Consider the following 23,793-nt stretch of genomic DNA (forward strand, 5'->3'; position numbering starts at 1 on the left):
AGCACTGCGGGCGCCGCCCACACAGGGACCGCCGACCCGCGCCCGGACCGCCCCTCAGTCGTAGCGCCGCGCCGGCGCAGGACCCACGGCCGATGCGACGGCGTCGGCCACCAACCCCATGTCCTCCTCGGCGAGCGCCGAGACGGTGATACGCACCCCCGGCGGCGCGCTCATCCGGAAGCGCGCCCCCGGGGCAACGGCCCACCCGGCGTGCAGCAGGCGCGCCACCACCCCCGTCTCGTCCGGCACCGGCACCCATACGTTCATGCCGCTGCGCCCATGCGCCTCGATGCCGCGCTCGGCCAGTGCGGCGATCAACGCGTCACGACGCCGCCCGTAGGCGGCGGCCACCGCTGCCTCGTCGACCGCTCCCCCGGTCCACAAGTGCACGACGGCGCGCTGCAGCAGATGGCTCACCCAGCCGGGCCCGAGCCGCTGTCTGCCGCGTACGCGGTCGACGGTGACGGGGTCTCCGGTGAGCACGGCGAGGCGCAGATCCGGCCCGTACGCCTTGGCGGTGGAGCGGACGAACGCCCAGCTGTGCGTGGCACCGGCCAGGGGGTGCAGCGGCAGATCGACGATGGCGTGCCCGTGGTCGTCCTCGATGAGCAGTACCTCTCGGTGCGCGGCGAGGACTTTGCGAAGGGCACGCGCGCGTGCGGCACTCACCGCGGCGCCGGTCGGATTCTGCGCACGGGCCGTGACGACGACAGCGCGCGCACCGCCGCGCAGCGCCTGCTGTACCTCCTCGGGCAGCGGCCCCTCGTCGTCGACACCCACGGGGACCGTACGCAGTCCGAGTGCGGGGACGAGATCGAGCATGCTGCCCCAGCCCGGATCCTCCACGGCGACCGCGTCCCCGGGTTTGAGGTGCGCCGCGAGCACCCGTTCGACGGCGTCGAGCGCCCCGGAGGTGACGGCGAGAGGACCGTCTGGCACGCCGTCCACATCGAAGGCCACGCGCGCGTGGCGGGCGAGTTCCGGATCGACGGCGTCCTGCCCGTAGAGCACAGGTTTCTCGTCCCCCTGCGCTGCTGCCGCCGCGAACGCCTCGGCGAGCGGCGGCAGCAGCGCGCGGTCCGGGTTGCCGTTGGACGCATCCCGCACCCCTGGCGGCACGACGACACGGGCTCGCCCGCGCGCGGTGGTGGCCGGCTTGGGGCGGATACGACTACCGCGCCGCCCCGCCGTCTCGATGACACCGCGTTCGCGCAGCGTGCGATAAGCGGCCGCCACGGTATTGGGATTGACCCCCAGCTGCTGCGCCAACTCCCGCATCGGCGGGAGGAGTTGACCCGGTTCCAGGTCACCGGAACCTACCGCGCGCTCGACACTGCCCGCGATCTCAGCTGCGCGCCGGCCCGTGATCCGATACTCTCCTAGCACAAAGCCGAGTATGCACTAGAGCAATCGGCATGACAAGCCCGTTCGCAAGCCCATTCACCGACCAGCCGGCACCGAAGCCCGCAGGCCTCAGCCCAGCCCGCAGCCCGCAGCCCGCAGCCCGCAGCCCGCAAGGAGACGAGCCATGCCCGACCAGACCGCCTACGCCCCCACCGAGCGCACCCTCCCCACCCGGGGCCGCAAGCGCGCGTCGTACGACCGCGCGCTGGTGCACTCGATACTCGACGAGGCCTACGTCTGCCATCTCGGCTTCGTACGCGACGGAGCTCCGGTCGTCCTGCCGACCCTGTACGGCCGGGTGGGCGAGAGTCTGTACGTGCACGGTTCGACGGGCTCGCGGCCGCTGCGGATGGCCGGTCAGACCGATCCCGGACTTCCCGTGTGCCTCACCGTGACCCATGTCGACGGACTGGTCCTGGCACGGTCGGCGTTCCACCACTCGATCAACTACCGCTCCGTGGTGGTGCACGGCGTGGCGCACCAGGTGACCGACCCCGAGGAGCTGCGTACCGCCCTGGACGCGCTCGTCGACCACGTCGTGCCCGGTCGCGCAGCCGACTCGCGCCCCGCCGACGCGAAGGAGCTCGCGGCGACCGCGGTACTGCGCCTCGACCTCGAGGAGGTCTCCGCGAAGGTACGCACCGGCGGCCCCAACGACGAGCCGGAGGACATGGACCTTCCCCACTGGGCGGGCGTGGTCCCGCTGCGCAAGGGCTACGACGCGCTCATTCCCTCGGAGGACCTGGCCCCTTCCGTGAAGATCCCCGGCTACCTGGCCGGTCTGTGACGCCGCCCCCCGGTCCATCCGGGGGCGGACACCACCGCCGGCAGGATCGTCTCCTTATGCGCCGCCCCCGCGTGCCGACAGTCCAGTCGGCACGTCGCCGGTAGGCGCGTCCTGTTCGCCCGGCTCGCCTTGCTCGCCCGGCCTGCCCTCCTCGGCCGAGGCCCCCTCCGCACCCGGCAGGGCTCCCGCGACCGGTTCCGCCGAGGACTTCGCCGGGGCCGACGACTGTGCGATGAGCGCGCCCACCAGGACCACGGCCCCGCCGAGGATCTGGGGCGCCGACAGGTGTTCGCCGAGCATGACCCAGGCCAAGAGGGTCGCGACGACCGCCTCGAGGCAGGCCACGACGCCCGCCACCTGCGGGGAGAGCCTGCGCACGGACAGCACCCCCGTGACGTAGGCGACGACGGTCGCGACGAGGACGAGCCAGCCGAGCAGCAGTCCAGCGGCGACGGGTGAACCGTCCATGTGCGCCGTTCCGGCCAGCACGGACCAGTCCATGCCCCAGGGGCGCGCGACGACCGTCAACAGGGCGGCGCCGACGAGCAGTCCGTACGCGATGACGCCGAGCGGGTCGGGCGCCTCGTCGCCCGCGTCGCTGCCCTGGTCGGACAGGACGAAGTAGCCGACCTGGCAGCAGGCCGCTCCCAGCGCGAGCAGCAGGCCGATCGCGTCGAAGCCCAGACCCGACCAGACCTCGACGACGCACGCGAGACCTCCGACGGCGAGGACGACACCGAGCGCGGCGGCCCGAGTCACCGGCCGTCGCTGCACGAAGCGCACCCAGGCGAGGAGGAGCGCCGGGGCGAGATACTCGACGAGCAGGGCGACTCCGACAGGGATACGGGAGATCGCGGCGAAGTAGCAGGCCTGCACACCGGCGACGCCCAGCAGGCCGAACCCGGCCAGCAGAGCGGGGCGTCGGCGCACCAGTGAACGGTGCCGCCAGGCGACGGGCAGCATGACGAGCGCGGCACCAGCCGCCCTGAGCCAGACCACATGAAGTGGGTCGAGGCCCGCTTCGATCAGGGGTTTTGCCGCGACCCCCGACCCGCCGAAGGCGAGCGCCGATACGAGGGCGAGGCCCAGGCCGACGCCCCTTCCCTGATTGACCTGACTCCCCTGAGACGCATGCACCGGCACATCATGACAGGCGCCGTCATGACCGTCACCCCCATTGACCCCTGTCTCAAACGGTGGACCCGGCTCGCGCAACGCCCACTCTCAGCCTCTACAGCGCACGCTCTCGGCGCCTTCAGCGCCCACTCTCAGCGCCGCCGACACACTCGGATCCGGCCTCGATGCGCAGGAGCAACCGCCCGGCATCGACCCCGGCCCGTCCCAGCACCTCGACCGCGCGGCACTCGGAATCCGCAGCCAGCGCGGCCAGGAGATCGACGCAGCGCGTGCCCGACTCACCGCGGAGCCGGGCGCGTTCGTACGCCTTGTCCATGGCGATGGCCGCGGCGGGCGACCAGTCGGCACCCGCCACCACGGGCAGGGCGCCCGAATCCTCGACGGTGCTCTGCCACCTCAGCCCGTACCCGATGCTGCGCTGCACGAGATACCCCAGCAGCCGCGCGACCTGCGCATCTCCTTCGAAGACGTCCCGTACGTCCGGGCCGGACTCCAGCAGGGAGTGCAGGAGATGCGCGGTGTCGATCTGCCGGTCCCCGTCCCGCACCGCCCGTCGCCGCGCGCCGGCGACCACGGTGGCCAGCTCCGCGCTCAGTCCGACGCCGGGTTCCGCACGGTTCGAGCCGCCGTCCACGGCCTGCCGGGGGATTCGAGGTTGCACATCTCCCACCTCATCAGCCCCTGCGGCCGATGGCATCCACGGCGGGAAGCATCTTCGCGTCCGACACAGGTTGGGCAAGCCTGAGCGGGTTCTCCTCCTTGCGGATGAGATCACGCCCTTTCTCCCGGATGGGGGCGCGCCGCGTTGCCCTGACCCGACGGGCAACACCGCTTCCACGCCTCCGCACTTTCTGACGGTTCATCAGTATTGAATGTTCAAGGCCCTGCGGCTACGTTCCGCGACACCGTTGCTGCGCCCGGCGCAGCGCACGACGAGATGGGGTGGTCGCATGGCCGAAGTCAGCGCGGAAGCACGCATCGAGGCGCCTGCCGAGAAAGTCTGGGCGCAGCTCACCGACTTCTCCTCGTACGGCGAGTGGAACGCCACGCACACGAGCTTCCCGAAGGGAGGCCCGGCCGCCCTGGAGGTGGGCGGCACGTTCGAGGAGAACATGAAGCTGATGGGCTTCCCCGCCGAGGTGCTCTGGACCATCGAGGAGCTGGAGACCGCCCGCACCCTGGCCATCCGCGGCAAGGGACCAATGGCGGTCAACGTCGCCACCCGCTACTCGCTGACGCCCGACGGCGACGCCACGAAGGTCCGCATCGACGGTGAGTTCACCGGCGCGGCCGTGTCGCTGATGGCAGGCAAACTCAAGGACTCGGCAACCGCCGCGCTGAACGAGTCACTGCGCAAGCTGGGCGGGCTCGTGGCCTGAGCCGAACCGACACCGAACGGCTCGCACGAAGGCGCCCCGCACTGCGAAGTGCGGGGCGCCGTCACGCCGTACAGTCCGTCAGCCGTCGACATCAGTGGACCTTCAGTGTTCGTCGGCCAGGATCAGGTACAGCTTCTTGCGGGCGTCGTTGATCACGGAGAGCGCCTTCTCGCGCTGCTCTTTGCTGCCGGTCTTCCAGACCTGACCGAACGCCTCCATCAGGCCGAAGCCGGCCTGCCGGATCTCGTTCAGCGACTCCCAGTCGACTCCGCGCCCGGCCTCTTCCCAGGGCGCCTCGGGCCCCTCGTCGGCCGCGACGCGACCCGGCTCGGTGAGCGAGAACAACTTCTTGCCACCCTCGCTCGTACTGGCGATCAGGCCTTCGTCCTCGAGCAGCTGGAGCGTCGGGTACACCGACCCGGGGCTGGGCTTCCACGCCCCTCCGCTCCGCTCGTCGATCTCCCGGATCATCTCGTAGCCGTGCATCGGACGGTCCTTGAGCAGGGCGAGGATCGACGCGCGTACGTCACCGCGCCGCGCCCTTCCCTTCGGGCCTCCTCGGCCACCGCGCCCGCCCCAGGGTCCACCTGGGCCGAAGCCGGGTCCGAAACCACCCGGCCCGAACGGGCCGAAGGCGGCACGACGCCCGTCGAAGCCGCCCCGACCGTGAGCGCCGGGCCCGCCCGGCCCGCGTCCATGTCCGTGTTCGTATCCATGGGAACGCATCGCAATCACTCCTTCTATCTTTGATCGGTCGCGATGCGTCAACGATATATCGGAAACACTCGGATGGCAATGCCCTTCCAGAGCGAGCTTCGGCCGGCACACAAGGAGAGCCATCACAGGGCGAGCCATCGCAAGGAGCCAAGTTCCCGCGATTGGCCTTGGCGCCCGGCTCCAGGACGCCCCTAACGTCGCCTCCATGCGGATTCGAATCGTCGATGCCTTCACCGACCGCCCCTTCGGCGGCAACCCAGCGGGAGTCGTGCTCCTGGAGGAGTTCCCGGACGCCGAGTGGCTCCAGCAGGTGGCCGCCGAGGTCAACCACGCCGAGACCGCGTTCGCCCACCCGCTGCCCGAGGGCGGCGAGGCCGACTGGGCGCTGCGCTGGTTCACGCCCGCCACCGAGGTCGATCTGTGCGGCCATGCCACGCTGGCCACCGCCCATGTCCTGCACACCACCGGCGCTGCGGGCGGCCCGGTGCGCTTCTCCACCCGCAGCGGCGTCCTCACCGCGACCACGCACGACGACGGCAGCATCACACTGGACTTCCCGACCGCCCCGCTCACCCCGATCGACGTACCGGAAGCGCTGGCCGCGGCCCTGGGTGCGGGGCCCCTCTCGGCGCACGACACCGGGCCCCAGACAGGCGATATGCTCGTCGAACTCGCCGACGAGAAGGCGGTCCTCGCACTCGCCCCGGACCTGAAAGGCCTGGTCGAACACTCGGAACGCGGCATCATCGCGACCGCCCGCGCCGAAGACCCGGCCCGTGGCTACGACTTCGTCTCGCGCTGCTTCTTCCCGCGCGTCGGCATCGACGAGGACCCGGTCACAGGCAGTGCGCACACCGCACTCGCACCCTTCTGGTCCGAGCGCCTGGGCCGTACCGAGCTGACGGGCCTGCAGGCGTCGGCCCGCTCGGGCCTGGTCCGCACCGAAGTACGCGGCGACCGCACCCTGCTGTCCGGCCGCGCGGTCACGGTCATCGACGGGGAACTTCTCGCAGCGCCCCACAGCACCTGACAGCACTGTGGGGGGCGTACGAGCAATTCCGTACGCCCCCCACCCAGCACGTCACCGTCACGCGGTCACGCCGTAGGCAGCCATCCCACCTTCCCGGCCAGCAGCGCGTACCCGACGAACGCCCCGATGTCGAGCAGTGAGTGGGCGACAACCAGCGGTCCCACCCGGCCCCACCGCCGGTACAGCAACACGAAGACGACGCCCATCGCCATGTTGCCGACGAACCCGCCGATCCCCTGGTAGAGGTGGTACGAGCCGCGCAGCACCGAACTGCCCGCCAGCGCGGCGACCGGCGTCCATCCCAACTGGCCCATCCGGCGCAGCAGATAGCCGACCACGATCACTTCCTCCAGCACGGCGTTCTGTATCGCCGCCAGGATCAGCACGGGGTACTTCCACCACACCTCGGGCAGCGCCTCCGGCACCACCGTCAGGTTGAACCCGAGGCCGCGTGCCACCAGGTAGAAGGCGATGCCCGTGCTGCCGATCACCGCGGCGATCATGGCGCCGCGCCCCAGATCGGTCCAGGGCCGGGTGCGGTCGAAGCCGATCGTGCGCAGGCCCGCGCCCTCCCGCAGCAGGAAGTGCGCGACCAGCGCGACGGGCACCAGGGCGGTCGTGATGCCGAACAGCTGCCATGCGAGATCAAGCCACGGACGGCCCGGGGCCGCCGAGGCGTTCATCGTGGCCGCCTGGTCCTTCAGACCCCCCGGCTTCGTGACCGAGCCGACAAAGCTGATCAGTGCGGACACGCCGCTGGCACCGAGCGAGAGCGCCAGCACGAGAAGCGTCTCGTCCCGGAAAATCCGCCGTGAGAGCCGCTCCGCCGGGAAGGAACCGGCCACCGGACCCGTCTCCGCCTGCACTCCTGCCTCCAATTGACTAATCCGGTCTCATCCCCACCGTCGTCCCGCTAGGGTCCTCGAAAGCAGGTACGAAGATCGTGCGCGACCGGCCGGGGGGACGGACGCTGTGGAGGCGTACCTCCCCCTTTCCTTGCTCTACCGCTCAAGGCTTATCAAGGAGGGGCACCACCGCCATGGGACGTCACAGCTTGCCCGACGAGTATGGGACAGCCGACATCGAGTCCCCTCCTCGCACCCGCCGCCGTGCCGTGCTCATCGCCACGGTCCTGGTGCTGGGGGTTGCCGCGGGCACGGCGGGAGCGGTGCGCGGCGGTCTGCTCTCGTTCGGCAGCTCGTGCGACGACAACAGGGTGCGCCTCAACGTGGTCGCCTCTCCTGATGTGGCCCCGGCCCTGCGCGCCGCTGCCACGTACGCCCGCGACAAGGACGTCATCTCCGACGGGAACTGCATGGACGTCCGCGTGACCGCGCGCGAGGCGTACGAGGTCTCCGCCGTCCTGAAGTCGGGCAAGGACCAGCCGGACTACCAGGTGTGGGTTCCGGACTCGGACCTGTGGGTGCAGCGGGCCGCCGACAGCGGGGGCACGTCCGTCACGACGGTCGGCAACATCGCCTCGTCGCCGATCGGGGTCGCCATGGTCCCGTCGGCCGCCGAGTCCCTGGGCTTCCCGAAGAAGACGTACACGTGGGCGGAGCTGACGGGTGCGGCGATGCAGAACGACAAACTGCGGCTCGGTGCCGCGGACCCGGCGCGCAGCGCGACCGGCCTGCTCGCGCTGACGAAGCTGGGCGCGTCCGCGAAGAAGGCCGGCCCGGACGGGGACACCGAGGTGGCCGCCATGGCGAAGGTGCTCTCCCAGCGCACGTCCGACAGCGACTCGCAGGTCCTGGAAACACTGGCCCGCGACTCCTCGGGCACCGAGGAGGGCAACCCGCGCCGCAACCAGGCGCTGTTCCTCTCCGAACAGGCCGCGTTCGCGTACAACTCCGCGGCCGACGGCGGGGACGGCCTCGACCTCTTCTACCCCGAGGACGGATCGCCGCAGCTCGACTACCCGTTCACGATGGTCGACGAGACACGGCTGAGCACGGACGAGAGCCGCGCGGCGCTGCGCTTCATGACCCTGCTCGGCGAGGACCCCGGGCAGCGGATCCTCTCCGAACGCGGGTTCCGCACGGATGACGACGAGGCCTCGGAGGAGCTCGTCACGCAGGCCGGCGGCCGCTCCCCGCAGCCCTACGCCGAGGCGGCGTCCGAAGCGCCCGATGAGAAGGATCTCCAGCAGGCGCTGGGGATGTGGACGATCACGGTCCAGAGCGCCCGGCTCACCACCGTCGTCGACGCCTCGGGCTCGATGGCGGAGATCGTCCCGGGGCGCGGCCAGTCCCGCATGGAGGTGACGAAGGCGTCGCTTCTGCAGGCTCTCGCGCAGTTCACGCCGGAGGACGAGATCGGCCTGTGGGAGTTCTCCACGCTCCTCGACGGGGACCGCGACTACCGTGAGCTGGTGCCGACCGAACGCCTCGGCGACAGCAAGGGCAAGGGCACGCAGCGGGACGAACTGTCCGCCGCCTTCTCCGCCCTGCAGCCGGTGCAGGGCGGTGCGACGGGCTTGTACGACACCACGCTCGCCGCGTACAAGGCGGCCGCGTCCTCCTATGTCTCGGGCAAGTTCAACGCGCTCGTGCTTCTCACCGACGGAGTGAACCAGGACCCCGGGAGCATCTCCCGCTCCCAGCTGATCACGCGGCTGCAGCAGCTCACCGACCCGAAGCATCCCGTGCCGCTCATCGCGATCGCCGTGGGTCCCGAAGCGGACGAGAAGGAGCTGCAGGCGATCGCGAAGGCCACCGGCGGATCGGGCCACCGGGTCACCGATCCGTCGCAGATCCACGCGGTCATCCTGAAGGCGATCATGGAGGCGGGCGCCGGGGGCTGACGTGGACGGGCTGTGCCGGGCAGGCACATTCGAGCCCGCACGCCAACCGTTATGGGCAAGCGTTCCGCAGGGCTGGGGGCACCTCCCAGCAGTAGCTGGGGAGGGTGGGCGCAACCCACGACGGCGGGTGCCCTCACCCCGTAGGGACCGCCGCGGGCAACCCCACCGGCCAGGTGTGCACCGGCTCGCCGGCGCGCATCAGCTCGCAGTAGCGCTGCGTGGTGGCGACGAGTGCGGCGTCCCGGTCGAGGCCGCTCTCCAGGGCGCGGTGGAACGTGGCCGCCTGCCAGCTCGCGCCGTTGACCCGCCTGCGGCACCGCTCCTCGATCACACCGAGGTAGAAGTCCCGGTCGGCGGCCTCGACACCCCACGCGTCGAGGCCCGCGGCGGCGAGCGGCAGCAGCTCGTCGCGTACGAGGGTCACTGCGGGCACCTTGGCCGTCCCGCCACGCAGACCGGGGCGCGGCCACTCCAGCTGCGCCTCGATGCCATGACGGCATGCGGCCTCGAAGTTGGCGGCCGCGGCCTCGAACGGCATCCGCGTCCACACGGGCCGCGCGTCCGAGGCGAGCGCCCGTACGACGCCGTAGTAGAAGGCGGCATTGGCGATGACGTCGGTGACCGTGGGCCCCGCAGGCAGTACGCGGTTCTCCACCCGCAGATGCGGGACGCCGTCCGCGACCCCGTAGACCGGCCGGTTCCAGCGGTAGACGGTGCCGTTGTGCAGCACGAGCTCGGCCAGCCGCGGCACCCCGCCCTCGTCCAGGACGCTCAGCGGGTCCTCGTCGTCGGGGAGGGGGAGCAGGGCGGGGAAGTACTTCAGGTTCTCCTCGAAGAGCTCGTACGCGTCGTCGATCCACCGCTCCCCGAACCAGGTGCGCGGCCGTACCCCCTGCGCCTGGAGCTCGGGCGGGCGGGTGTCGGTGGACTGCAGGAACAGCGGGATCCGGGACTCCCGCCACAGCTCACGGCCGAACAGGAACGGTGAGTTCGCACCCACGGCGATCTGCGCCGCCGCCACCGCCTGCGCCGCGTTCCACACGTCCGCGAACCGCGAGGGCGTGACCTGCAGATGCAGCTGCACGGATGTGCAGGCCGCTTCCGGGGCTATGGACGCCGAGGTGCAGACGAGGTGTTCCACGCCCTCGATGTCGAGGGTGAAGTCCTCTCCGCGGGCCGCCACGATCTGCTGGTTGAGCAGCATGTACCGATCGACGTCGGAGAGGTTTCCGGAGACCAGGTGATGGCGCCCGAGGGTCGGCAGAATGCCGATCAGCGCGATCCCGGCATCGACTTCGTTCGCTTTGCGGTCGGCATATGCGAGTGCGGTCCGCAGCTCCTCGCCCAGCCGGTCGAGAACGCGGCTCTCCAATCGGTGCGGCGCTATGTTCACTTCCAGGTTGAACATTCCCAGCTCGGTCTGGAAATCTCGGCTGGCGATGCGCTCGAGCACTTCCGCATTCATCATTCTCGGCAGACCGTCGGATCCGACGAGATTCAACTCGATCTCCAGGCCCATCAGGTTCTTTGGGCGGTCGAACCGCTTCTCCTCCAGGAGGCGCGCCAGCCCCGCCAGGCACTGCCGGAGCTTCCTCCGGTACGCCTGCCGATCGGCCAGGTCGAACGCGGCTGCCTCGACCTTCTCCCCCATCGAAGCGTCCCTCCTCGGACGGGCAGCCGAAGGACCGGCCGCGGTGTCACCGGGGATGATGCCCAGGCAATTGATCGATAACGCTCCCCGACCGGCCCATGACCCGGTACGCTCGGCGCGGATGTCACGCGGGCACATTCACGGGGCATGTCACACTCTGCAGATTCCCCTCGTAGTTGTCTGGTGAAATAGCCGACGAGATTCAGCCGTCCGCTTCCGCCGGAGAATCCGAGGTCACGGACTCGACTACCCAGAGAATCGGGACGAACACCTCATCAAAGCGGCCGAATACCGCCTTGCCCGCAATGCGCGTGACGGCTAGGCGAAACACTGCGTGAACAACTGTCGTATAAACTCCGCTCACGAGGCAGAGAGTTGGCGCTCACGGTCGATACCCGCCCCCTCTGACCCCGCGAGCTCACAACGCCGTTTGCAACCCCCCTGGCTCAGCCTTGCCTGTCGAATGAGAGGCGACCCACCATGCCGCTGCACGTTCCCCCGGCTCCCGCGCCCGCGCTTCGCAGCGTCCTCACGGCACTCGGTTCCCCCACCGCCGTCCGTGAGGCCCACACCCCGTCCCTGCGCTCCGTCCAGGGACCCGTCACCCCCGAACTTCCCCTGCCCGTACACGTACTGGACCGGGACACCCCGGCCGGTCACTCGCCCACCACCACGCTCACCGGCTGGCGGTTTCTGATCCGCGCGGGCGACCGCGCGGTGGCCGCGGCCGAGACGAGGCTGACACCCGACGGATGGGCCTTCTCGCACTTCTTCGAGGGCCCCTACATCGCGGCCACCGAACTGGCCCTGCGCCAGGCCGAGGTCATGACCACGCCATACCAGCCCCGTCTGCTGTCCGTACCCGAGCTGTACATGCTCACCCTGTGGCTGCACGGCAACTGCACCGCGGACGGCGCCGAGGGCCGGCCCGCCGCCACGGACGTACTGGTCCCGATCGCGCCCGCACCGCCCGGCATCGCCGCGCACCGCCCGCACCTCGTGGCGGATCTGCTGCCCGTCCTGAGCCACCGGCTCACCCGGGCTCCTCTGCTCGGCCAGCCCGCCCAGCCCACCGAGCCCGCCCAGCCCGCCGCCTGAAGAGCATCCGCCTTCCGCACCCCGCCGCCGTCGTAGTCCGGCCGCGGGGCGCGCGCGTGCCTACCGGCCCTTCCGGACTAGTCCCGTCGGGCCACCCCGAACCCCCCGAAGTGACAGTGCAGTTGGGGTGAACCGTCCGCACGGGTGATGCGTCATGAACCTGTGAGGAGAGGTGCTGCCAAATCCCTGCGGATTCACGCCCGTGGGGCAACACTGGTTCCGGACCGAACTGAAAACGGGGGGCGGCCATGAACAACGCATCGAGCCGCAGGACAGACATCACATCGCAGCGAAAGATCCCATCCATGTGCCAGCACCAGCCCACGTGCCCGACAGCAGACTCCGCCGACCGCGAGGCCGCGGTCCTCGTGGCGCACCACCCGGAACAGGGGTGGAGCCTGCTCTGCAACGGCGTCCTTCTCTTCGAGGACACCGGTGAGCTGCTGCCGGACGGGCGGATCATCGCCCCGCACCGGCCGCTGGGCACGGTTCGGGTGGTGACGGCCGCCTGAGCGGCACGCACACGGTTGAGGACGGCCGTTCGAGCCGTCCGGACACATGAGGGGCCGGCCCGGAGACAGATATCTCCGAACCGGCCCCGACGCATGTCGCACGGCTGTTCCCGGCGCTGCGGTGCAGCCGCCTCGGACGTGTCAGTCCTCGTACGCGTCCAGCGGCGGGCAGGAGCACACCAGGTTCCGGTCGCCGTACGCCTGGTCGATGCGGCGCACCGGCGGCCAGTACTTGTCGGCGGCCGAGACGCCCGCCGGGAAGACGGCCTCCTGGCGGGAGTACGCGTGGTCCCAGGCTCCGCCGACGGCGGCCGCGGTGTGCGGTGCGTTGCGCAGCGGGTTGTCGTCCCCGGGCCATTCGCCCGAGCCGACCTTCTCGATCTCCGCGCGGATGGCGATCATCGCCTCGCAGAACCGGTCGAGTTCGCCGAGGTCCTCGCTCTCGGTGGGCTCGATCATCAGCGTCCCGGCCACCGGGAACGACATCGTCGGCGCGTGGAAGCCGTAGTCGATGAGGCGCTTGGCGACGTCGTCGACGCTCACGCCGGTCGCCTTGGTCAGCGGCCGCAGATCGATGATGCACTCGTGTGCGACGAGACCGCCGGGGCCCGTGTAGAGCACCGGGTAGTGCGGCTCGAGCCGCTTGGCGATGTAGTTGGCGGACAGCACGGCGACCTGCGTCGCGCGCTTCAGGCCCTCGCCGCCCATGAGTCGCACATACGCCCAGGAGATGGGCAGGATCCCGGCGGAGCCCCACGGGGCCGCGGAGATCGGGCCGACGCCGGTGGCGGGGCCGGCCGCGGGCTGCAGCGGGTGGTTCGGCAGATACGGGGCGAGGTGCGCGCGGACGCCGACCGGGCCGACGCCGGGGCCGCCGCCGCCGTGCGGGATGCAGAACGTCTTGTGCAGGTTCAGGTGCGACACGTCACCGCCGAAGTGGCCCGGCTTCGCCAGCCCCACCAGGGCGTTGAGGTTCGCACCATCCACGTACACCTGGCCGCCCGCGTCGTGCACGGCCGCGCAGATGTCGGCGACGTGCTCCTCGAACACGCCGTGCGTCGACGGGTACGTGATCATCAGTACGGAGAGCTCGTCGCGGTACTGCTCGATCTTGGCGCGCAGGTCCTCGACGTCGATCTCGCCGTCGTCCGCGGTCTTCACGACCACGACCTTCATGCCGGCCATGACCGCGCTGGCGGCGTTGGTGCCGTGCGCCGAGGACGGGATGAGGCAGACGGTGCGCTGTTCGTCGCCGTTGGCCCGGTGGTAGCCGCGTACGGCCAGCAGACCGGCCAGCTCGCCCTGCGAACCGGCGTTCGGCTGGAGCGACACCTTGTCGTAGCCGGTGACCTCGGCGAGCCGCTCCTCCAGCTCCGTGATGAGCGTGAGGTAGCCCTGCGCCTGGTCGGCCGGGACGAAGGGGTGCAGCTGGCCGAACTCGGGCCAGGTGACCGGCTCCATCTCGGTGGTCGCGTTGAGCTTCATGGTGCAGGAGCCCAGCGGGATCATGCCGCGGTCGAGCGCGTAGTCGCGGTCGGCGAGCCTGCGCAGGTAGCGCAGCATCGCGGTCTCGGAACGGTGCTGGTGGAAGACCGGGTGCGCGAGGAAGTCGTCGGTGCGCAGCAGCGACTCCGGCAGCGCCTCGGCGGCCGTCTCGTCGAGCGCCTCGATGTCGGCCTCCACGCCGAACGCGGTCCAGACGGCGCCCAGCTGCGCGCGCTTGGTGGTCTCGTCGCAGGCGATGCCCACGTGGTCCGCGTCGACCAGTCGCAGGTTGACCCCGCGCTCACGGGCCGCGGAGACGATCTCGGCGGCCTTGCCGGGCACCCGCGCGGTCAGCGTGTCGAAGTACGCGCCGTGCACGACCTCGACACCGCCGACACGCAGGCCCTCGGCGAGGATCGTGGCGTACCGGTGGGTGCGCTGCGCGATCGCCTTGAGGCCGTCCGGGCCGTGGTAGACGGCGTACATGCCCGCCATCACGGCGAGCAGCACCTGCGCCGTGCAGATGTTGCTGGTGGCCTTCTCGCGGCGGATGTGCTGCTCGCGGGTCTGCAGGGCGAGGCGGTACGCCTTGTTGCCGTCGGCGTCGACGGAGACACCGACCAGACGGCCGGGCAGGCTGCGGGCGAACTTCTCGCGGACTGCCATATAGCCGGCGTGCGGCCCGCCGAAGCCCATCGGCACACCGAAGCGCTGCGTGGTGCCGACGGCGATGTCGGCCCCGAGCTCACCCGGCGAGGTCAGCAGCGTGAGGGCCAGCAGATCGGCGGCGACGGTGACGATCGCGCCGAGCTCGTGCGCCTGGTCGATGACGGGCTTCAGGTCGCGCACGGCACCCGAGGCGCCTGGGTACTGCAGCAGAACACCCACGACCCCGCGCTCGGCGACGTGGGCCGGGATGCCCTCGGACAGATCGGCGACGACCACCTCGACACCGGTCGGCTCCGCGCGCGTCTCGATCACGGCGATGGTCTGCGGCAGCGTGTCGGCGTCGATGAGGAAGACGCCGTTCTTGACCTTGCCGACGCGGCGCGAGAGCGCCATGGCCTCGGCCGCCGCCGTGCCCTCGTCGAGCAGGGAGGCACCCGAGGTGGGCAGTCCCGTCAGCTCGGCGACCATCGTCTGGAAGTTCAGCAGCGCCTCGAGCCGGCCCTGCGAGATCTCCGGCTGGTACGGCGTGTAGGCGGTGTACCAGGCGGGGTTCTCCATGACGTTCCGCAGGATGACCGGCGGGGTGAACGTGCCGTAGTAGCCCAGCCCGATCATCGAGTCGAGGACCTGGTTGCGGTCGGCGAGCGAGCGCAGCTCGGCCAGCACCTCGGCCTCGGTCCGCGCACCCGGCAGCTCCAGCGCATCGGCGCTCTTGATCACATCGGGTACGGCGGCGGCCGTGAGCTCGTCCAGCGAGCCGTACCCGACCTGGGCGAGCATCTTGGCCCGCTCCCCGGCGTCGGGGCCGATGTGCCGCTGCTCGAACGGGATGCCCTGCTCCAGATGGGAGAGCGGAATGCGGTTGGCGGTCATTGTGCGGAGGCCTCCTGGTCTGACACGACCTTCGTGGGCACCACGCGCGGGTGCCCGGACGGCCTCCCCCTCTGTCATCTCAACCTGAGAGTTTCACCGGGTACACACATGTCGCCCGGCTTTCACCGTCGGTGAGAGCGGAAGCCGTCGACGCCCGCCCTGCTTTCCAGAGTGACCTCGTCCGTGCGGTACAGGGGCCTGAGAGATTCCGGGGAGGATTTGCTCCTTCGGCGCCTCCGATCGGGGATCGGAGGACTCTCCCGCACGGGGTCAGCAGCCGATGTCAGCCTACCAGCGAGGGCTTCGCCCGGGACCTGGGCCGAGGCTTCGAGTGGCCGCCTTGCCCAATGTGCTCTTTCGTAGTGCTTACGGATGAGTTGCGAGGAGCTGGAGGGCCCGTGCAGACCGACATCGATCCGCGCACTTTGATAGGCCGCAAGGCATTTGATCGCAACGGTCACAAGATCGGCACCGTCGACGAGGTCTATCTCGACGACGCGACCGGCGTCCCCGAGTGGGCGGCCATCCGCACGGGCCTGTTCAGCCGGGACGCCTTCGTGCCCCTGGAGCCGAGCGAGCTGGTCGAGGGCAGCCTGCGGGTCCCCTTCGAACGCGCCCTCATCAAGGACGCCCCCGACTTCGGCGTGGGCCGCCATCTCTCCCCCGAGCAGGAACTGCAGCTCTACCACCACTACGGCCTGGACGTCTCGGACCCGGGCGCCGCCGCCCTGCCCCCGGACCGCGACTTCGGCCGCCTCGCGGACTCGGACGACACCTGACTCTCCCCGCCCGCTGGTCCAACTCGCCGGCTCTCGCGCCCGGACCCCGCCCCTTCCCCGGCGGGGTCCGCCTGACTGTCCGGAGCAGGATCCGGCCCAGCGGGTTCGCGGCGCACTCCGCCTCCGCCCCCGTCGTACTCCCTGCCTCCGCCCCCGCCGTACTCCATGCCCCCGGACCTGTCCGCACCGAGGGCGACGACGCCGCCGCCATCGACGCCGTGCACGCCGTCTTCCCCCCGCGTGCAGGCACCGCCATCGATGCTGTCCCCGCCGCCGCTGTGCTCGCCCTCGTCCTCGCGGTCGGCGGGCAGCCCGGTCTCTTCGCCCTGCTGGACGCGGCCACGGCCGTCCTCCGCCTTCCCCCTGCCGCCTCCCGTCCCGTCTGGCTCCCCACCATCCGGCCCAGTGCCCGGTTCCGGGGACTGACCGCCGACGATGGGCACAAGCGGCAGCGGCTCGGCCGGCTCCAGATCCGGATCGTCGGTCCTGAACGTGCGTACACGGCCGGGCGGGGAGCCCGGTGTCTCGAACCGCACGGTCACCCGTCCGAGACCGCTCCCCTGCACCCACCCGGCGCCGTACTCGGCATGCCGCACGTCGCGGCCCGCCAGCCAGTGCCGCTCGGCCGGCGCCGGCTCCTCCCCCTCCGGCTGCTGCCCCTCCTCGTGCTCCGCTTCCTCCGATCGGTCCCCGGCCGCCTGGGCGAACAGGTCCTCCTGTGTGAAATCGGCGAGCCCGCTCACGCCGACTCCGAGCAGCCGCACCCCACCGGTGGTGTCCACGGCTTCGAGCAGCCGCCCCGCGGCCTCCCGGACCACGGCGGGGTCGTCGGTGGGTCCGCGGAGCGTCTCTGACCGGGTCAGCGTCGAGAAGTCGTACCTCCGCACCTTGAGGACCACCGTCCTCCCGGATCGCCCCGCGCCCCGCAGCCGCTGCACGCACCGGTCCGCGAGCCGCTGCACCTCCAGCCGGATCCGCACGCGGTCATGGATGTCCACGTCGTACGTGTCCTCGACCGAGACCGACTTGGCGTCCCGCTCGGCCACCACGGGCCGGTCGTCCTGCGCCAGCGCCATCGCGTACAGGGCGGTCCCGTGCGCCTTGCCCAGCAGCCGTACGAGCTCGTCCACACCCGCCTCGGCGATCTCCTCGACCGTGGTGATCCCCGTCCGCCGCAGATGATCTCCGGTGGCCGGACCGACGCCCGGCAGCACGCGCACCGACATCGGGCCCAGCAGCGCGCGCTCCGTGCCGGGCTGTATCAGCACGAGGCCGTCGGGCTTGGCCTGCTCGGAGGCGATCTTGGCGAGCATCTTGGACGCCGCCAGCCCCACCGACCCGGTCAGCCCGGTGAGCGCCTTGATGTCCGCACGCAACCGTTCGCCGGTGGCCCGCGCCGAGGCCTCGTCCCAGCCCGTGCCCCCGGCCTCCAGGTCCACGAAGGCCTCATCCAGGCTGAGCGGCTCGACCAACGGCGACAGGCGGTGCAGCAGGCCCATGACCTGCTCGCTGATCTCCCGGTAGAGCCCGAAGCGGGGCACCAGATACGCGGCATTCGGCGCGAGCCTGCGCGCCTGCGCCATGGGCATCGCGGAGTGCACCCCGAACACACGGGCTTCGTACGAGGCGGTGGCGACCACTCCGCGCGGCCCCAGCCCGCCCACCACCACGGCCTTTCCGCGCAGACTGGGCTTCGCCGCCTGCTCCGCGGAGGCGTAGAAGGCATCCATGTCCAGATGCAGGATGGTGGGCGCGGTTCTCACACCACCGATGCTGCCTCACGCCACTGACAATGCCCGATGATGCCGCGGCCGCGCGTGACAGCCGCGAGCGCGTTGAGCCGGCCCTCGCCACTGACCGCCGCGAGCGCGTTGAACCGGCCTCGCCTGGACAAAACGACCCCGCATGGACCCTGACCGCTGCGGCCATGCGCTCATACAGCGCGGTTGCGGCGCCTCGCCAGCTCATCGGCGGGGTGGTGTCCGACCAGCGTCTCCCCGGTGTCGATGCGCTCCCCCTGCAGCTGCGACAGGGCACTCTCGACGTCCCGCCAGACCACGCCCACGGCGATGCCGAAGATGCCCTGCCCGCCCTGCAGCAGATCGTGGACCTCGTCGGGCGACGAGCATTCGTAGACCGTCGCACCGTCACTCATCAGCGTCATGCGCTCCAGATCCCGGAACCCGCGCTCCCGCAGATGCTGCACCGCGGTGCGGATGTTCTGCAGGGACACACCCGTGTCGAGGAACCGCTTGACGATCTTCAGGACGACGACGTCCCGGAAGCTGTAGAGGCGCTGGCTGCCCGAGCCGTACGCCGGTCGCACACTCGGCTCGACAAGTCCCGTGCGCGCCCAGTAGTCGAGCTGCCGATAGGTGATGCCGGCCGCCGCGCAGGCCGTTGGACCGCGATAGCCAATTTGTTCGACTGCTGCGCCGCCGTTACCCAGCGCCGCTTCACGCCGTTGCGGAGTGTGGTGGGCCGCGCTGCCGTGGAGCGGGTACGCCTCCGCCGGACCCCGTCCGGGGCCACCCCCAGCCGTACCGTCGCCGCTGCTTTTCACGCCGACCTCCGTCCTTGACCTGCCTTCTCGACGGTAGGCAGTCACCAGGGGTGCGTCAACGATCGCCACACTCGGCACGCCGAGTGATAATCACCCTACGAGTGGTTTCCCGCACCTCACCGTGGGGAAAGGCTAGCCGAATGCACGGACAGCGGCCGCCGACCACCCACCGACCGTGGCGTCTCCAACTGCGGCCCTGAGCAGGGCCCGAACGGCTCCGGCCCCGGCCCCGGCGGGCGAGTGCCCTCATCGGCTTCACTGGCTGTTGGTGCCGAAGTCCTCGGGCGAGATCTGGTCGAGGAACTCGCGGAACTTCTCCACCTCGTCCTCCTGCTCGTCCGGGATCGCGATCCCCGCGTCGTCCAGCACCCCGTCGCTGCCGTAGATCGGCGTCCCCGTGCGCAGCGCCAGCGCTATCGCGTCGGAGGGCCGGGCACTGACCTCGACTCCGCTCGCGAACACCAGCTCCGCGTAGAAGACGCCCTCGCGCAGGTCCGTGATGCGCACTTCGCTGAGTTCCTGGCCGACCGCGTCGAGCACATCCTTGAACAGATCGTGGGTCAGCGGTCGCGCGGGCGCCATGCCCTGCTGGGCGAAGGCGATCGCCGTCGCCTCCCCGGGCCCGATCCAGATGGGGAGGTAACGATCGCCTCCCACTTCACGCAGCAGCACGATCGGTTGGTTGGAGGGCATTTCGACCCGGACACCTACGACGTCGAGCTCGTTCACACAGCAACCCTAGGCCGTGCCCGGCACCTTTGGGTAGTCGAGCACTCCACGTGCACCGTTCGACCATGTACGAAATCAGTGGAGGCGCACACCCAGCGCGGTCTGCACGAGCGCCGCATGCAGCTTCACCGTCAGCCCCGCAAGCTCCTTCGCACGCGCCTCCGCATGGGCCCTGGTCTGCGGATTACGGTGTCGCCGCAACGGAGCCACGACCTGGTCGACCAGGCCCGCGTCCCGGTCCGCGGCGGCCTTCATCGCCCGCAGATGGCGCGGCTCGATCCCGAAACGGCCGAGTTCCACCATGAGAGACGCGACCGTAACCGCCTCGGCGTCGTATCCACCGTCGGGCAGCGGAGCGATGAGGCCGTAGGACTCCCACTCCGCCAGCTGCTCCTCGTCGATCTCTGCCGCCGCCAGGAGCTCGGCCCGGCCCACGCGGGCAGCAGTCGGTCCCTGGACTCCCGCCTGGAGCTCGTCGTCGCCGCCCTCACGCGGCCTACCCACAGAGGGCAGCTGCAGCGGCTCACCGCGCTCCAGGGCGTCCAGATGCTCACGGATCACCCGCAGCGGCAGATAGTGGTCCCGCTGCATCCGTAGTACGTGACCGAGCCGCTCGACGTCCTCGGGGCTGAACTTCCGGTAGCCCGACGGGGTCCGCTGCGGCTCGATGAGGCCCTCGGATTCCAGAAAGCGGATCTTGGAGATCGTGACTTCGGGGAACTCCTCGCGCAGGGCGTTCAGCACGGTGCCGATGCTCATCAGCCGACTTTCCGCTGCGGCGGTGCCACTCCCGGCACCGCCGCTCGGTGTTTGCAGCATGGACCTTCCTGACAGGTCAGATGCCCCGCTGGCTCGCGTAGAAGACCAGCCGGTACTTGCCGATCTGGACCTCGTCGCCGTTCGACAGGACGACCGAGTCGATCCGCTCCCGGTTGACGTACGTGCCGTTGAGGCTGCCCACGTCGGCGACCGTGAACGAGCCGTCCGCTCCACGGCGGAACTCCACATGGCGGCGCGACACGGTCACGTCGTCCAGGAAGATGTCGCTCTGCGGATGCCGGCCGGCCGTCGTGAGATCACCGTCCAGCAAGAAGCGGCTGCCCGAGTTCGGTCCCCGCCGGACGACCAGCAGCGCCGAGCCGAGCGGAAGCGCGTCGACCGCCGCCTGTGCCTCGGGAGACAGGGCCGGCGACGGAGTCTGGCCGGTGACCTCCGCGTCATAGGCCTCGATTCCGGAGATGGAAATCGTCGAGGTCGTCTCGGACGGACGCTCACCCGCACCGGCCCGCAGTGGGGCGCCGCAGTTCGAGCAGAATCGGCTTGCCTCGGCGTTCCGGTTCCCGCACCTCGTACATACCAAGGCCGACATGGACGGATCCTCCTGCCGCGGCTGGCCCGCAGGGGCATGGGGTGCGTACGGACCGGGGGTAAACCCTCCACCCGTACTCGAGGGTGACGGTTCCCCGAAACCTATGCGGCCCGATGCGCCAGGGTCAACAGAAGACGCGCCCTGACCGCCCGAAATGTCACCACCCGGACCAGCGACCTGGTCGCGGAACAGCGGGCGCTCGGCGCCCTGCTCCGGAACTTCCCCATGGCTCGGTGCGCGATGCCGGGCGGTGGCACTGCCACCCTCCTCGCGCGCGCTCTTGCCGAACAACTTCGCAAACAACTTCACGGGCGATTCCCCTTGAACGAAACAGACCCGCCCGTGGGGCAGGACGAACGCTGACTGCACACACCGGCCGACCCGGACATCCTCACAACGTCCGTATCCACCAGACAGTTTCCACCACGCACCACCCATCCGGTGCGCCGACCCCCCGCAACCTCCTGCCCTGGCGCGGCACCCCCCATGCACCTTGGATTCACCGGGAGGACGACCGAGCGTAGTCAGGCTGCTTCGCGGGCCGCAAGGCGTCCACGATGATCTTCGCGGCGCGCGTCACCGTCGCGGTGGCCTGCTCTTTCTCCAGCGTCTGCACCACGCCTCCGGGGATGTTGAGCGCCGGCTCGAGGTCCTGCGGCTTGCCGATGACCTTGAAACGATAGGGGTGGCTGATCTTGTTCCCGTCGACGCTCACACCACCGCCTTCCGCATCGGCGAGATACGTGCTGGCGACCACCCGGACATCGTTGATCTGGATGGCCTCGGCCCCGGCCGCGCGCAGTTCCTGGATGGCGTCGAGCAGCATGTCGGCCTCGACCGTCCCCTTCTCGTCGCCGATGGTCAACGTGATGCCGGGGCCCTGCGCCGCCACCGTGCCCGCCAGAATGCCGAGTTGCCGTTCCTTCTCAACGGTCTGTTTGCGGGCCTCCTCGGCCTGGTCCGAGCTGGTCTCCAGTTCGGTGCGCTGGTCCTCGAGACGCTGCTTCTCCTCCTCAAGACGCTGCGTACGGTCGTCGAGTTCATCGAGGATGCGTACGAGATCTTCCTGGCGTGCTCCGCGCAGCGCGCTGTTGTCGCTGTTGGAGCGGACCTGGATGGCCAGTCCGAGACCGAGCACGAACAGCAGCAGGGCGACGATGAGTTGGGCACGGCTTACGCGCGGTGGCCACAGGCTCTGCGCCAGCCGCTGCCGACCGGTCGGCGACGGCTCCGGCGTGTCGTCCTCTGCGGATGCCTCCTCGGGTCGAGCCGAGGGGTCCGTAGAGACTTGGGGGTTTTGAGGTGCTCGTGCGGCCTCAGGGTTCTGAGGTGCTTGTGCGACAAAAGACTTCTCTGGGGCGACGGAGTTCTGCTGGGCGCCGGTACTGCTCCGGTGGCCGTTCGGAGTGCCGGAGGCCGTCTCACTTGCCTCCCTGGCCTCGGAAGCCTCCACAGCCTCACCACGAAGTTCCTTGCGCAGCTGGTTCTCCGGCGTCTTGTCCGCGCTCATCGGCCTCACGCCCGGAACACGTGCCGGCGGATCGCGGCAGCGTTGGAGAAGATACGGATGCCGAGGACCACCACGACGCCGGTGGAGAGCTGCGAGCCGACGCCCAACTTGTCGCCGAGGAACACGATCAGCGCGGCGACCACGACGTTCGACAGGAACGACACCACGAAGACCTTGTCGTCGAAGATCCCGTCGAGCATCGCCCGCAGGCCTCCGAACACGGCGTCGAGCGCCGCGACCACGGCGATCGGAAGATACGGCTCGACCACCGCCGGAACCTCGGGGCGGACCAACAGTCCGACCACGACTCCCACGACGAGGCCCAGTACGGCGATCACGATGTGCCCTTCCCTGCCTTCGGCTCTGCTGTTCTTACGATCACACTCGGTGCGGCGGGCAGCCGGACGTCGTCCTCGACGGAGATACTGGTCCGGATCCCGAAGTTCTCCTGCAGGGCGTGCAGATACTGGCCGTCGGCGCTGTTCTGGAACCGGGTGCTCAACTTTCTGCCGTCCCCGACCACGAACAGCGTGTACGGCGGCGCCAGCGGCTTGTTGTCGACCAGGATCGCGTCACCCGCGGCCCGGATCGCGGACAGCGCCGTGAGCCGCTGCCCGTTGATCGCGACGGCCTCCGCGCCCGACTGCCACAGGCCGTTGACGACCCGCTGCATGTCCCGGTCGCGTACCCGTCCGGTGTCGGAGAAGCCCGAGGTCTGGCGCGGCCCGCCCCCTGCCGATGTCTCTGCTTCCTTGGCGTCGTCGACCACCAGCTTCACGCCGGGGCCGTGCACCGCGGTCGCCCCCGAGAGGAGCCCGACCAGTTCGCCCTTGTCGCCACCCTGCGTCCGCAGCGCTTCCCTCTGCCGTCGGCTCACGTCGTCGCGGAGCGTGTCGACGCTGCTCTCGAGCTTGTCGGCCGCAGCCGTCTCCTGCTCGATACGGTCGATGAGCTCCTCGCGTTCCTTCGCCGCGGCCGGAGCCGCCACCCTGGCCTGTGCCGCGCCCACGGTCACTACGAGCGCGGCGAGCACCAGCCCCAGAGCGAGTCCGAGTCTTGCCCGCAAGGTGCGCGGAATGTGGCTGTCACCCGTCGCGTTCTTCCGGGCCGCCGCCTCGGCGTAGCCGTCGTCGAGGCTGTGGTCCATGACGTTGGTGAGCAGCGACATGGAGGCGTCCGGACGCGAGGGGCGCGCGGGTGTGCTCCGAATGGGGGGCTGCTGCGGCATGCCGCACATCGTCGCACGTCGGCGCCGCTACCTCCGAACGGGCCCACCGGTGTGCCGGACAGCACTC

At 70.3% G+C, this 23,793-nt stretch carries 22 protein-coding genes, 1 pseudogene and 1 riboswitch; of the genes and pseudogenes, 7 read left to right on the top strand and 16 right to left on the bottom strand.

Annotated features, from left to right (window positions below):
- Positions 1–54 precede the first annotated feature (54 nt).
- Positions 55–1,386, bottom strand: a complete 1,332-nt coding sequence (locus tag ACSMXV_RS08600) for an aminotransferase class I/II-fold pyridoxal phosphate-dependent enzyme (protein WP_473177110.1) — start codon at positions 1,384–1,386, stop codon at positions 55–57.
- Positions 1,387–1,528: 142 nt separating this feature from the next.
- On the opposite strand from ACSMXV_RS08600, the gene ACSMXV_RS08605 reads away from it, so the two are divergent.
- On the top strand, positions 1,529–2,191 hold the full coding sequence (locus tag ACSMXV_RS08605; RefSeq protein WP_473177111.1) for a pyridoxamine 5'-phosphate oxidase family protein: 663 nt from the start codon (positions 1,529–1,531) through the stop codon (positions 2,189–2,191).
- Positions 2,192–2,245: 54 nt separating this feature from the next.
- On the opposite strand, the gene ACSMXV_RS08610 is transcribed toward ACSMXV_RS08605, so the two are convergent.
- The gene (locus ACSMXV_RS08610) at positions 2,246–3,328 is read right to left on the bottom strand and encodes an EamA family transporter (RefSeq protein ID WP_473177112.1); all 1,083 of its coding nucleotides are present in this window, start codon (positions 3,326–3,328) and stop codon (positions 2,246–2,248) included.
- 118 nt (positions 3,329–3,446) lie between these two features.
- The gene (locus ACSMXV_RS08615) at positions 3,447–3,989 is read right to left on the bottom strand and encodes a peptidase (RefSeq protein WP_473177113.1); all 543 of its coding nucleotides are present in this window, start codon (positions 3,987–3,989) and stop codon (positions 3,447–3,449) included.
- Between the two features lie 289 nt (positions 3,990–4,278).
- On the opposite strand from ACSMXV_RS08615, the gene ACSMXV_RS08620 reads away from it, so the two are divergent.
- A complete protein-coding gene (locus tag ACSMXV_RS08620; protein WP_181657727.1) occupies positions 4,279–4,707 on the top strand; it encodes a type II toxin-antitoxin system Rv0910 family toxin in 429 nt (142 codons plus the stop codon).
- Positions 4,708–4,809: 102 nt separating this feature from the next.
- On the opposite strand, the gene ACSMXV_RS08625 is transcribed toward ACSMXV_RS08620, so the two are convergent.
- Complete coding sequence (locus ACSMXV_RS08625) at positions 4,810–5,433, bottom strand: PadR family transcriptional regulator (RefSeq protein WP_473177114.1); 624 nt, start codon at positions 5,431–5,433, stop codon at positions 4,810–4,812.
- Positions 5,434–5,629: 196 nt separating this feature from the next.
- Between ACSMXV_RS08625 and ACSMXV_RS08630 the strand changes: the two genes are divergently transcribed.
- Complete coding sequence (locus ACSMXV_RS08630) at positions 5,630–6,454, top strand: PhzF family phenazine biosynthesis protein (protein ID WP_473177115.1); 825 nt, start codon at positions 5,630–5,632, stop codon at positions 6,452–6,454.
- A gap of 65 nt (positions 6,455–6,519) precedes the next feature.
- Here ACSMXV_RS08630 and ACSMXV_RS08635 read toward each other — a convergent pair whose 3' ends face one another.
- Positions 6,520–7,320 (bottom strand): CPBP family intramembrane glutamic endopeptidase, encoded by an 801-nt coding sequence (locus ACSMXV_RS08635; RefSeq protein ID WP_473177116.1) that lies wholly within the window; start codon positions 7,318–7,320, stop codon positions 6,520–6,522.
- A 173-nt stretch (positions 7,321–7,493) separates the two neighbouring features.
- Here ACSMXV_RS08635 and ACSMXV_RS08640 point away from each other — a divergent pair, with 173 nt between their 5' ends.
- On the top strand, positions 7,494–9,260 hold the full coding sequence (locus ACSMXV_RS08640; protein ID WP_473177117.1) for a substrate-binding and VWA domain-containing protein: 1,767 nt from the start codon (positions 7,494–7,496) through the stop codon (positions 9,258–9,260).
- A 133-nt stretch (positions 9,261–9,393) separates the two neighbouring features.
- Here the strand turns inward: ACSMXV_RS08640 and ACSMXV_RS08645 are convergent, their stop codons facing one another.
- Together ACSMXV_RS08645 and ACSMXV_RS08650 are read right to left on the bottom strand one after the other, a co-directional pair.
- On the bottom strand, positions 9,394–10,911 hold the full coding sequence (locus ACSMXV_RS08645) for a glutamate-cysteine ligase family protein (RefSeq protein ID WP_473177118.1): 1,518 nt from the start codon (positions 10,909–10,911) through the stop codon (positions 9,394–9,396).
- A gap of 202 nt (positions 10,912–11,113) precedes the next feature.
- A complete protein-coding gene (locus tag ACSMXV_RS08650) occupies positions 11,114–11,275 on the bottom strand; it encodes a hypothetical protein (RefSeq protein ID WP_473177119.1) in 162 nt (53 codons plus the stop codon).
- Between the two features lie 116 nt (positions 11,276–11,391).
- Here ACSMXV_RS08650 and ACSMXV_RS08655 point away from each other — a divergent pair, with 116 nt between their 5' ends.
- Complete coding sequence (locus ACSMXV_RS08655; RefSeq protein WP_473177120.1) at positions 11,392–12,009, top strand: hypothetical protein; 618 nt, start codon at positions 11,392–11,394, stop codon at positions 12,007–12,009.
- A gap of 305 nt (positions 12,010–12,314) precedes the next feature.
- Positions 12,315–12,521, top strand: coding sequence for a DUF5999 family protein (locus tag ACSMXV_RS08660; RefSeq protein WP_473177121.1), 207 nt, complete (start codon positions 12,315–12,317; stop codon positions 12,519–12,521).
- Between the two features lie 141 nt (positions 12,522–12,662).
- On the opposite strand, the gene gcvP is transcribed toward ACSMXV_RS08660, so the two are convergent.
- A complete protein-coding gene (gcvP, locus tag ACSMXV_RS08665) occupies positions 12,663–15,548 on the bottom strand; it encodes an aminomethyl-transferring glycine dehydrogenase (RefSeq protein WP_473177122.1) in 2,886 nt (961 codons plus the stop codon).
- 176 nt (positions 15,549–15,724) lie between these two features.
- A riboswitch (glycine riboswitch) is annotated at positions 15,725–15,821 on the bottom strand.
- A gap of 125 nt (positions 15,822–15,946) precedes the next feature.
- Here gcvP and ACSMXV_RS08670 point away from each other — a divergent pair.
- Positions 15,947–16,327 carry a PRC-barrel domain-containing protein gene (locus ACSMXV_RS08670; RefSeq protein WP_181657719.1) on the top strand — a complete coding sequence of 127 codons (381 nt, stop codon included), beginning with the start codon at positions 15,947–15,949 and terminating at the stop codon, positions 16,325–16,327.
- Positions 16,328–16,665: 338 nt separating this feature from the next.
- On the opposite strand, the pseudogene ACSMXV_RS08675 reads toward ACSMXV_RS08670, so the two are convergent.
- The 8 genes and pseudogenes from ACSMXV_RS08675 to ACSMXV_RS08710 form a co-directional block, all read right to left on the bottom strand.
- Positions 16,666–18,090: pseudogene (locus ACSMXV_RS08675) on the bottom strand (DNA polymerase IV); the annotation flags it as partial.
- Positions 18,091–18,260: 170 nt separating this feature from the next.
- Positions 18,261–18,890 (bottom strand): MerR family transcriptional regulator, encoded by a 630-nt coding sequence (locus tag ACSMXV_RS08680; RefSeq protein WP_473177123.1) that lies wholly within the window; start codon positions 18,888–18,890, stop codon positions 18,261–18,263.
- 255 nt (positions 18,891–19,145) lie between these two features.
- Positions 19,146–19,619: a bifunctional nuclease family protein gene (locus tag ACSMXV_RS08685; protein ID WP_067272821.1), complete on the bottom strand. Its 474-nt coding sequence runs from the start codon at positions 19,617–19,619 to the stop codon at positions 19,146–19,148.
- Between the two features lie 75 nt (positions 19,620–19,694).
- A complete protein-coding gene (gene ftsR, locus ACSMXV_RS08690) occupies positions 19,695–20,438 on the bottom strand; it encodes a transcriptional regulator FtsR (protein ID WP_473177124.1) in 744 nt (247 codons plus the stop codon).
- Between the two features lie 16 nt (positions 20,439–20,454).
- Entirely contained in the window at positions 20,455–21,426 is a 972-nt protein-coding gene (locus tag ACSMXV_RS08695) for an FHA domain-containing protein (RefSeq protein WP_473177125.1), read from the bottom strand.
- 61 nt (positions 21,427–21,487) lie between these two features.
- Entirely contained in the window at positions 21,488–22,498 is a 1,011-nt protein-coding gene (locus ACSMXV_RS08700; protein ID WP_473177126.1) for a DUF881 domain-containing protein, read from the bottom strand.
- A gap of 5 nt (positions 22,499–22,503) precedes the next feature.
- On the bottom strand, positions 22,504–22,836 hold the full coding sequence (locus tag ACSMXV_RS08705) for a small basic family protein (protein ID WP_067272827.1): 333 nt from the start codon (positions 22,834–22,836) through the stop codon (positions 22,504–22,506).
- Positions 22,833–23,735 (bottom strand): DUF881 domain-containing protein, encoded by a 903-nt coding sequence (locus ACSMXV_RS08710; protein WP_473177127.1) that lies wholly within the window; start codon positions 23,733–23,735, stop codon positions 22,833–22,835. Before ACSMXV_RS08710 ends, ACSMXV_RS08705 begins: the two co-directional genes overlap by 4 nt.
- Positions 23,736–23,793: the final 58 nt, after the last annotated feature.

This window comes from Streptomyces sp. DSM 42067 (assembly GCF_055792885.1).

Excerpts from the sequence above, each read along its gene's own strand:
- ACSMXV_RS08660 (WP_473177121.1), top strand. The coding sequence starts at position 12,315 with ATGTGCCAGCACCAGCCCACGTGCCCGACAGCAGACTCCGCCGACCGC.
- ACSMXV_RS08640 (WP_473177117.1), top strand. The coding sequence starts at position 7,494 with ATGGGACGTCACAGCTTGCCCGACGAGTATGGGACAGCCGACATCGAG.
- ACSMXV_RS08605 (WP_473177111.1), top strand. The coding sequence starts at position 1,529 with ATGCCCGACCAGACCGCCTACGCCCCCACCGAGCGCACCCTCCCCACC.
- ACSMXV_RS08710 (WP_473177127.1), bottom strand. The coding sequence starts at position 23,735 with ATGTGCGGCATGCCGCAGCAGCCCCCCATTCGGAGCACACCCGCGCGC.
- ACSMXV_RS08625 (WP_473177114.1), bottom strand. The coding sequence starts at position 5,433 with ATGCGTTCCCATGGATACGAACACGGACATGGACGCGGGCCGGGCGGG.
- ftsR (WP_473177124.1), bottom strand. The coding sequence starts at position 20,438 with ATGCTGCAAACACCGAGCGGCGGTGCCGGGAGTGGCACCGCCGCAGCG.
- ACSMXV_RS08695 (WP_473177125.1), bottom strand. The coding sequence starts at position 21,426 with ATGGGTGGTGCGTGGTGGAAACTGTCTGGTGGATACGGACGTTGTGAG.
- ACSMXV_RS08655 (WP_473177120.1), top strand. The coding sequence starts at position 11,392 with ATGCCGCTGCACGTTCCCCCGGCTCCCGCGCCCGCGCTTCGCAGCGTC.
- ACSMXV_RS08630 (WP_473177115.1), top strand. The coding sequence starts at position 5,630 with ATGCGGATTCGAATCGTCGATGCCTTCACCGACCGCCCCTTCGGCGGC.
- gcvP (WP_473177122.1), bottom strand. The coding sequence starts at position 15,548 with ATGACCGCCAACCGCATTCCGCTCTCCCATCTGGAGCAGGGCATCCCG.
- ACSMXV_RS08645 (WP_473177118.1), bottom strand. The coding sequence starts at position 10,911 with ATGGGGGAGAAGGTCGAGGCAGCCGCGTTCGACCTGGCCGATCGGCAG.
- ACSMXV_RS08620 (WP_181657727.1), top strand. The coding sequence starts at position 4,279 with ATGGCCGAAGTCAGCGCGGAAGCACGCATCGAGGCGCCTGCCGAGAAA.
- ACSMXV_RS08700 (WP_473177126.1), bottom strand. The coding sequence starts at position 22,498 with ATGAGCGCGGACAAGACGCCGGAGAACCAGCTGCGCAAGGAACTTCGT.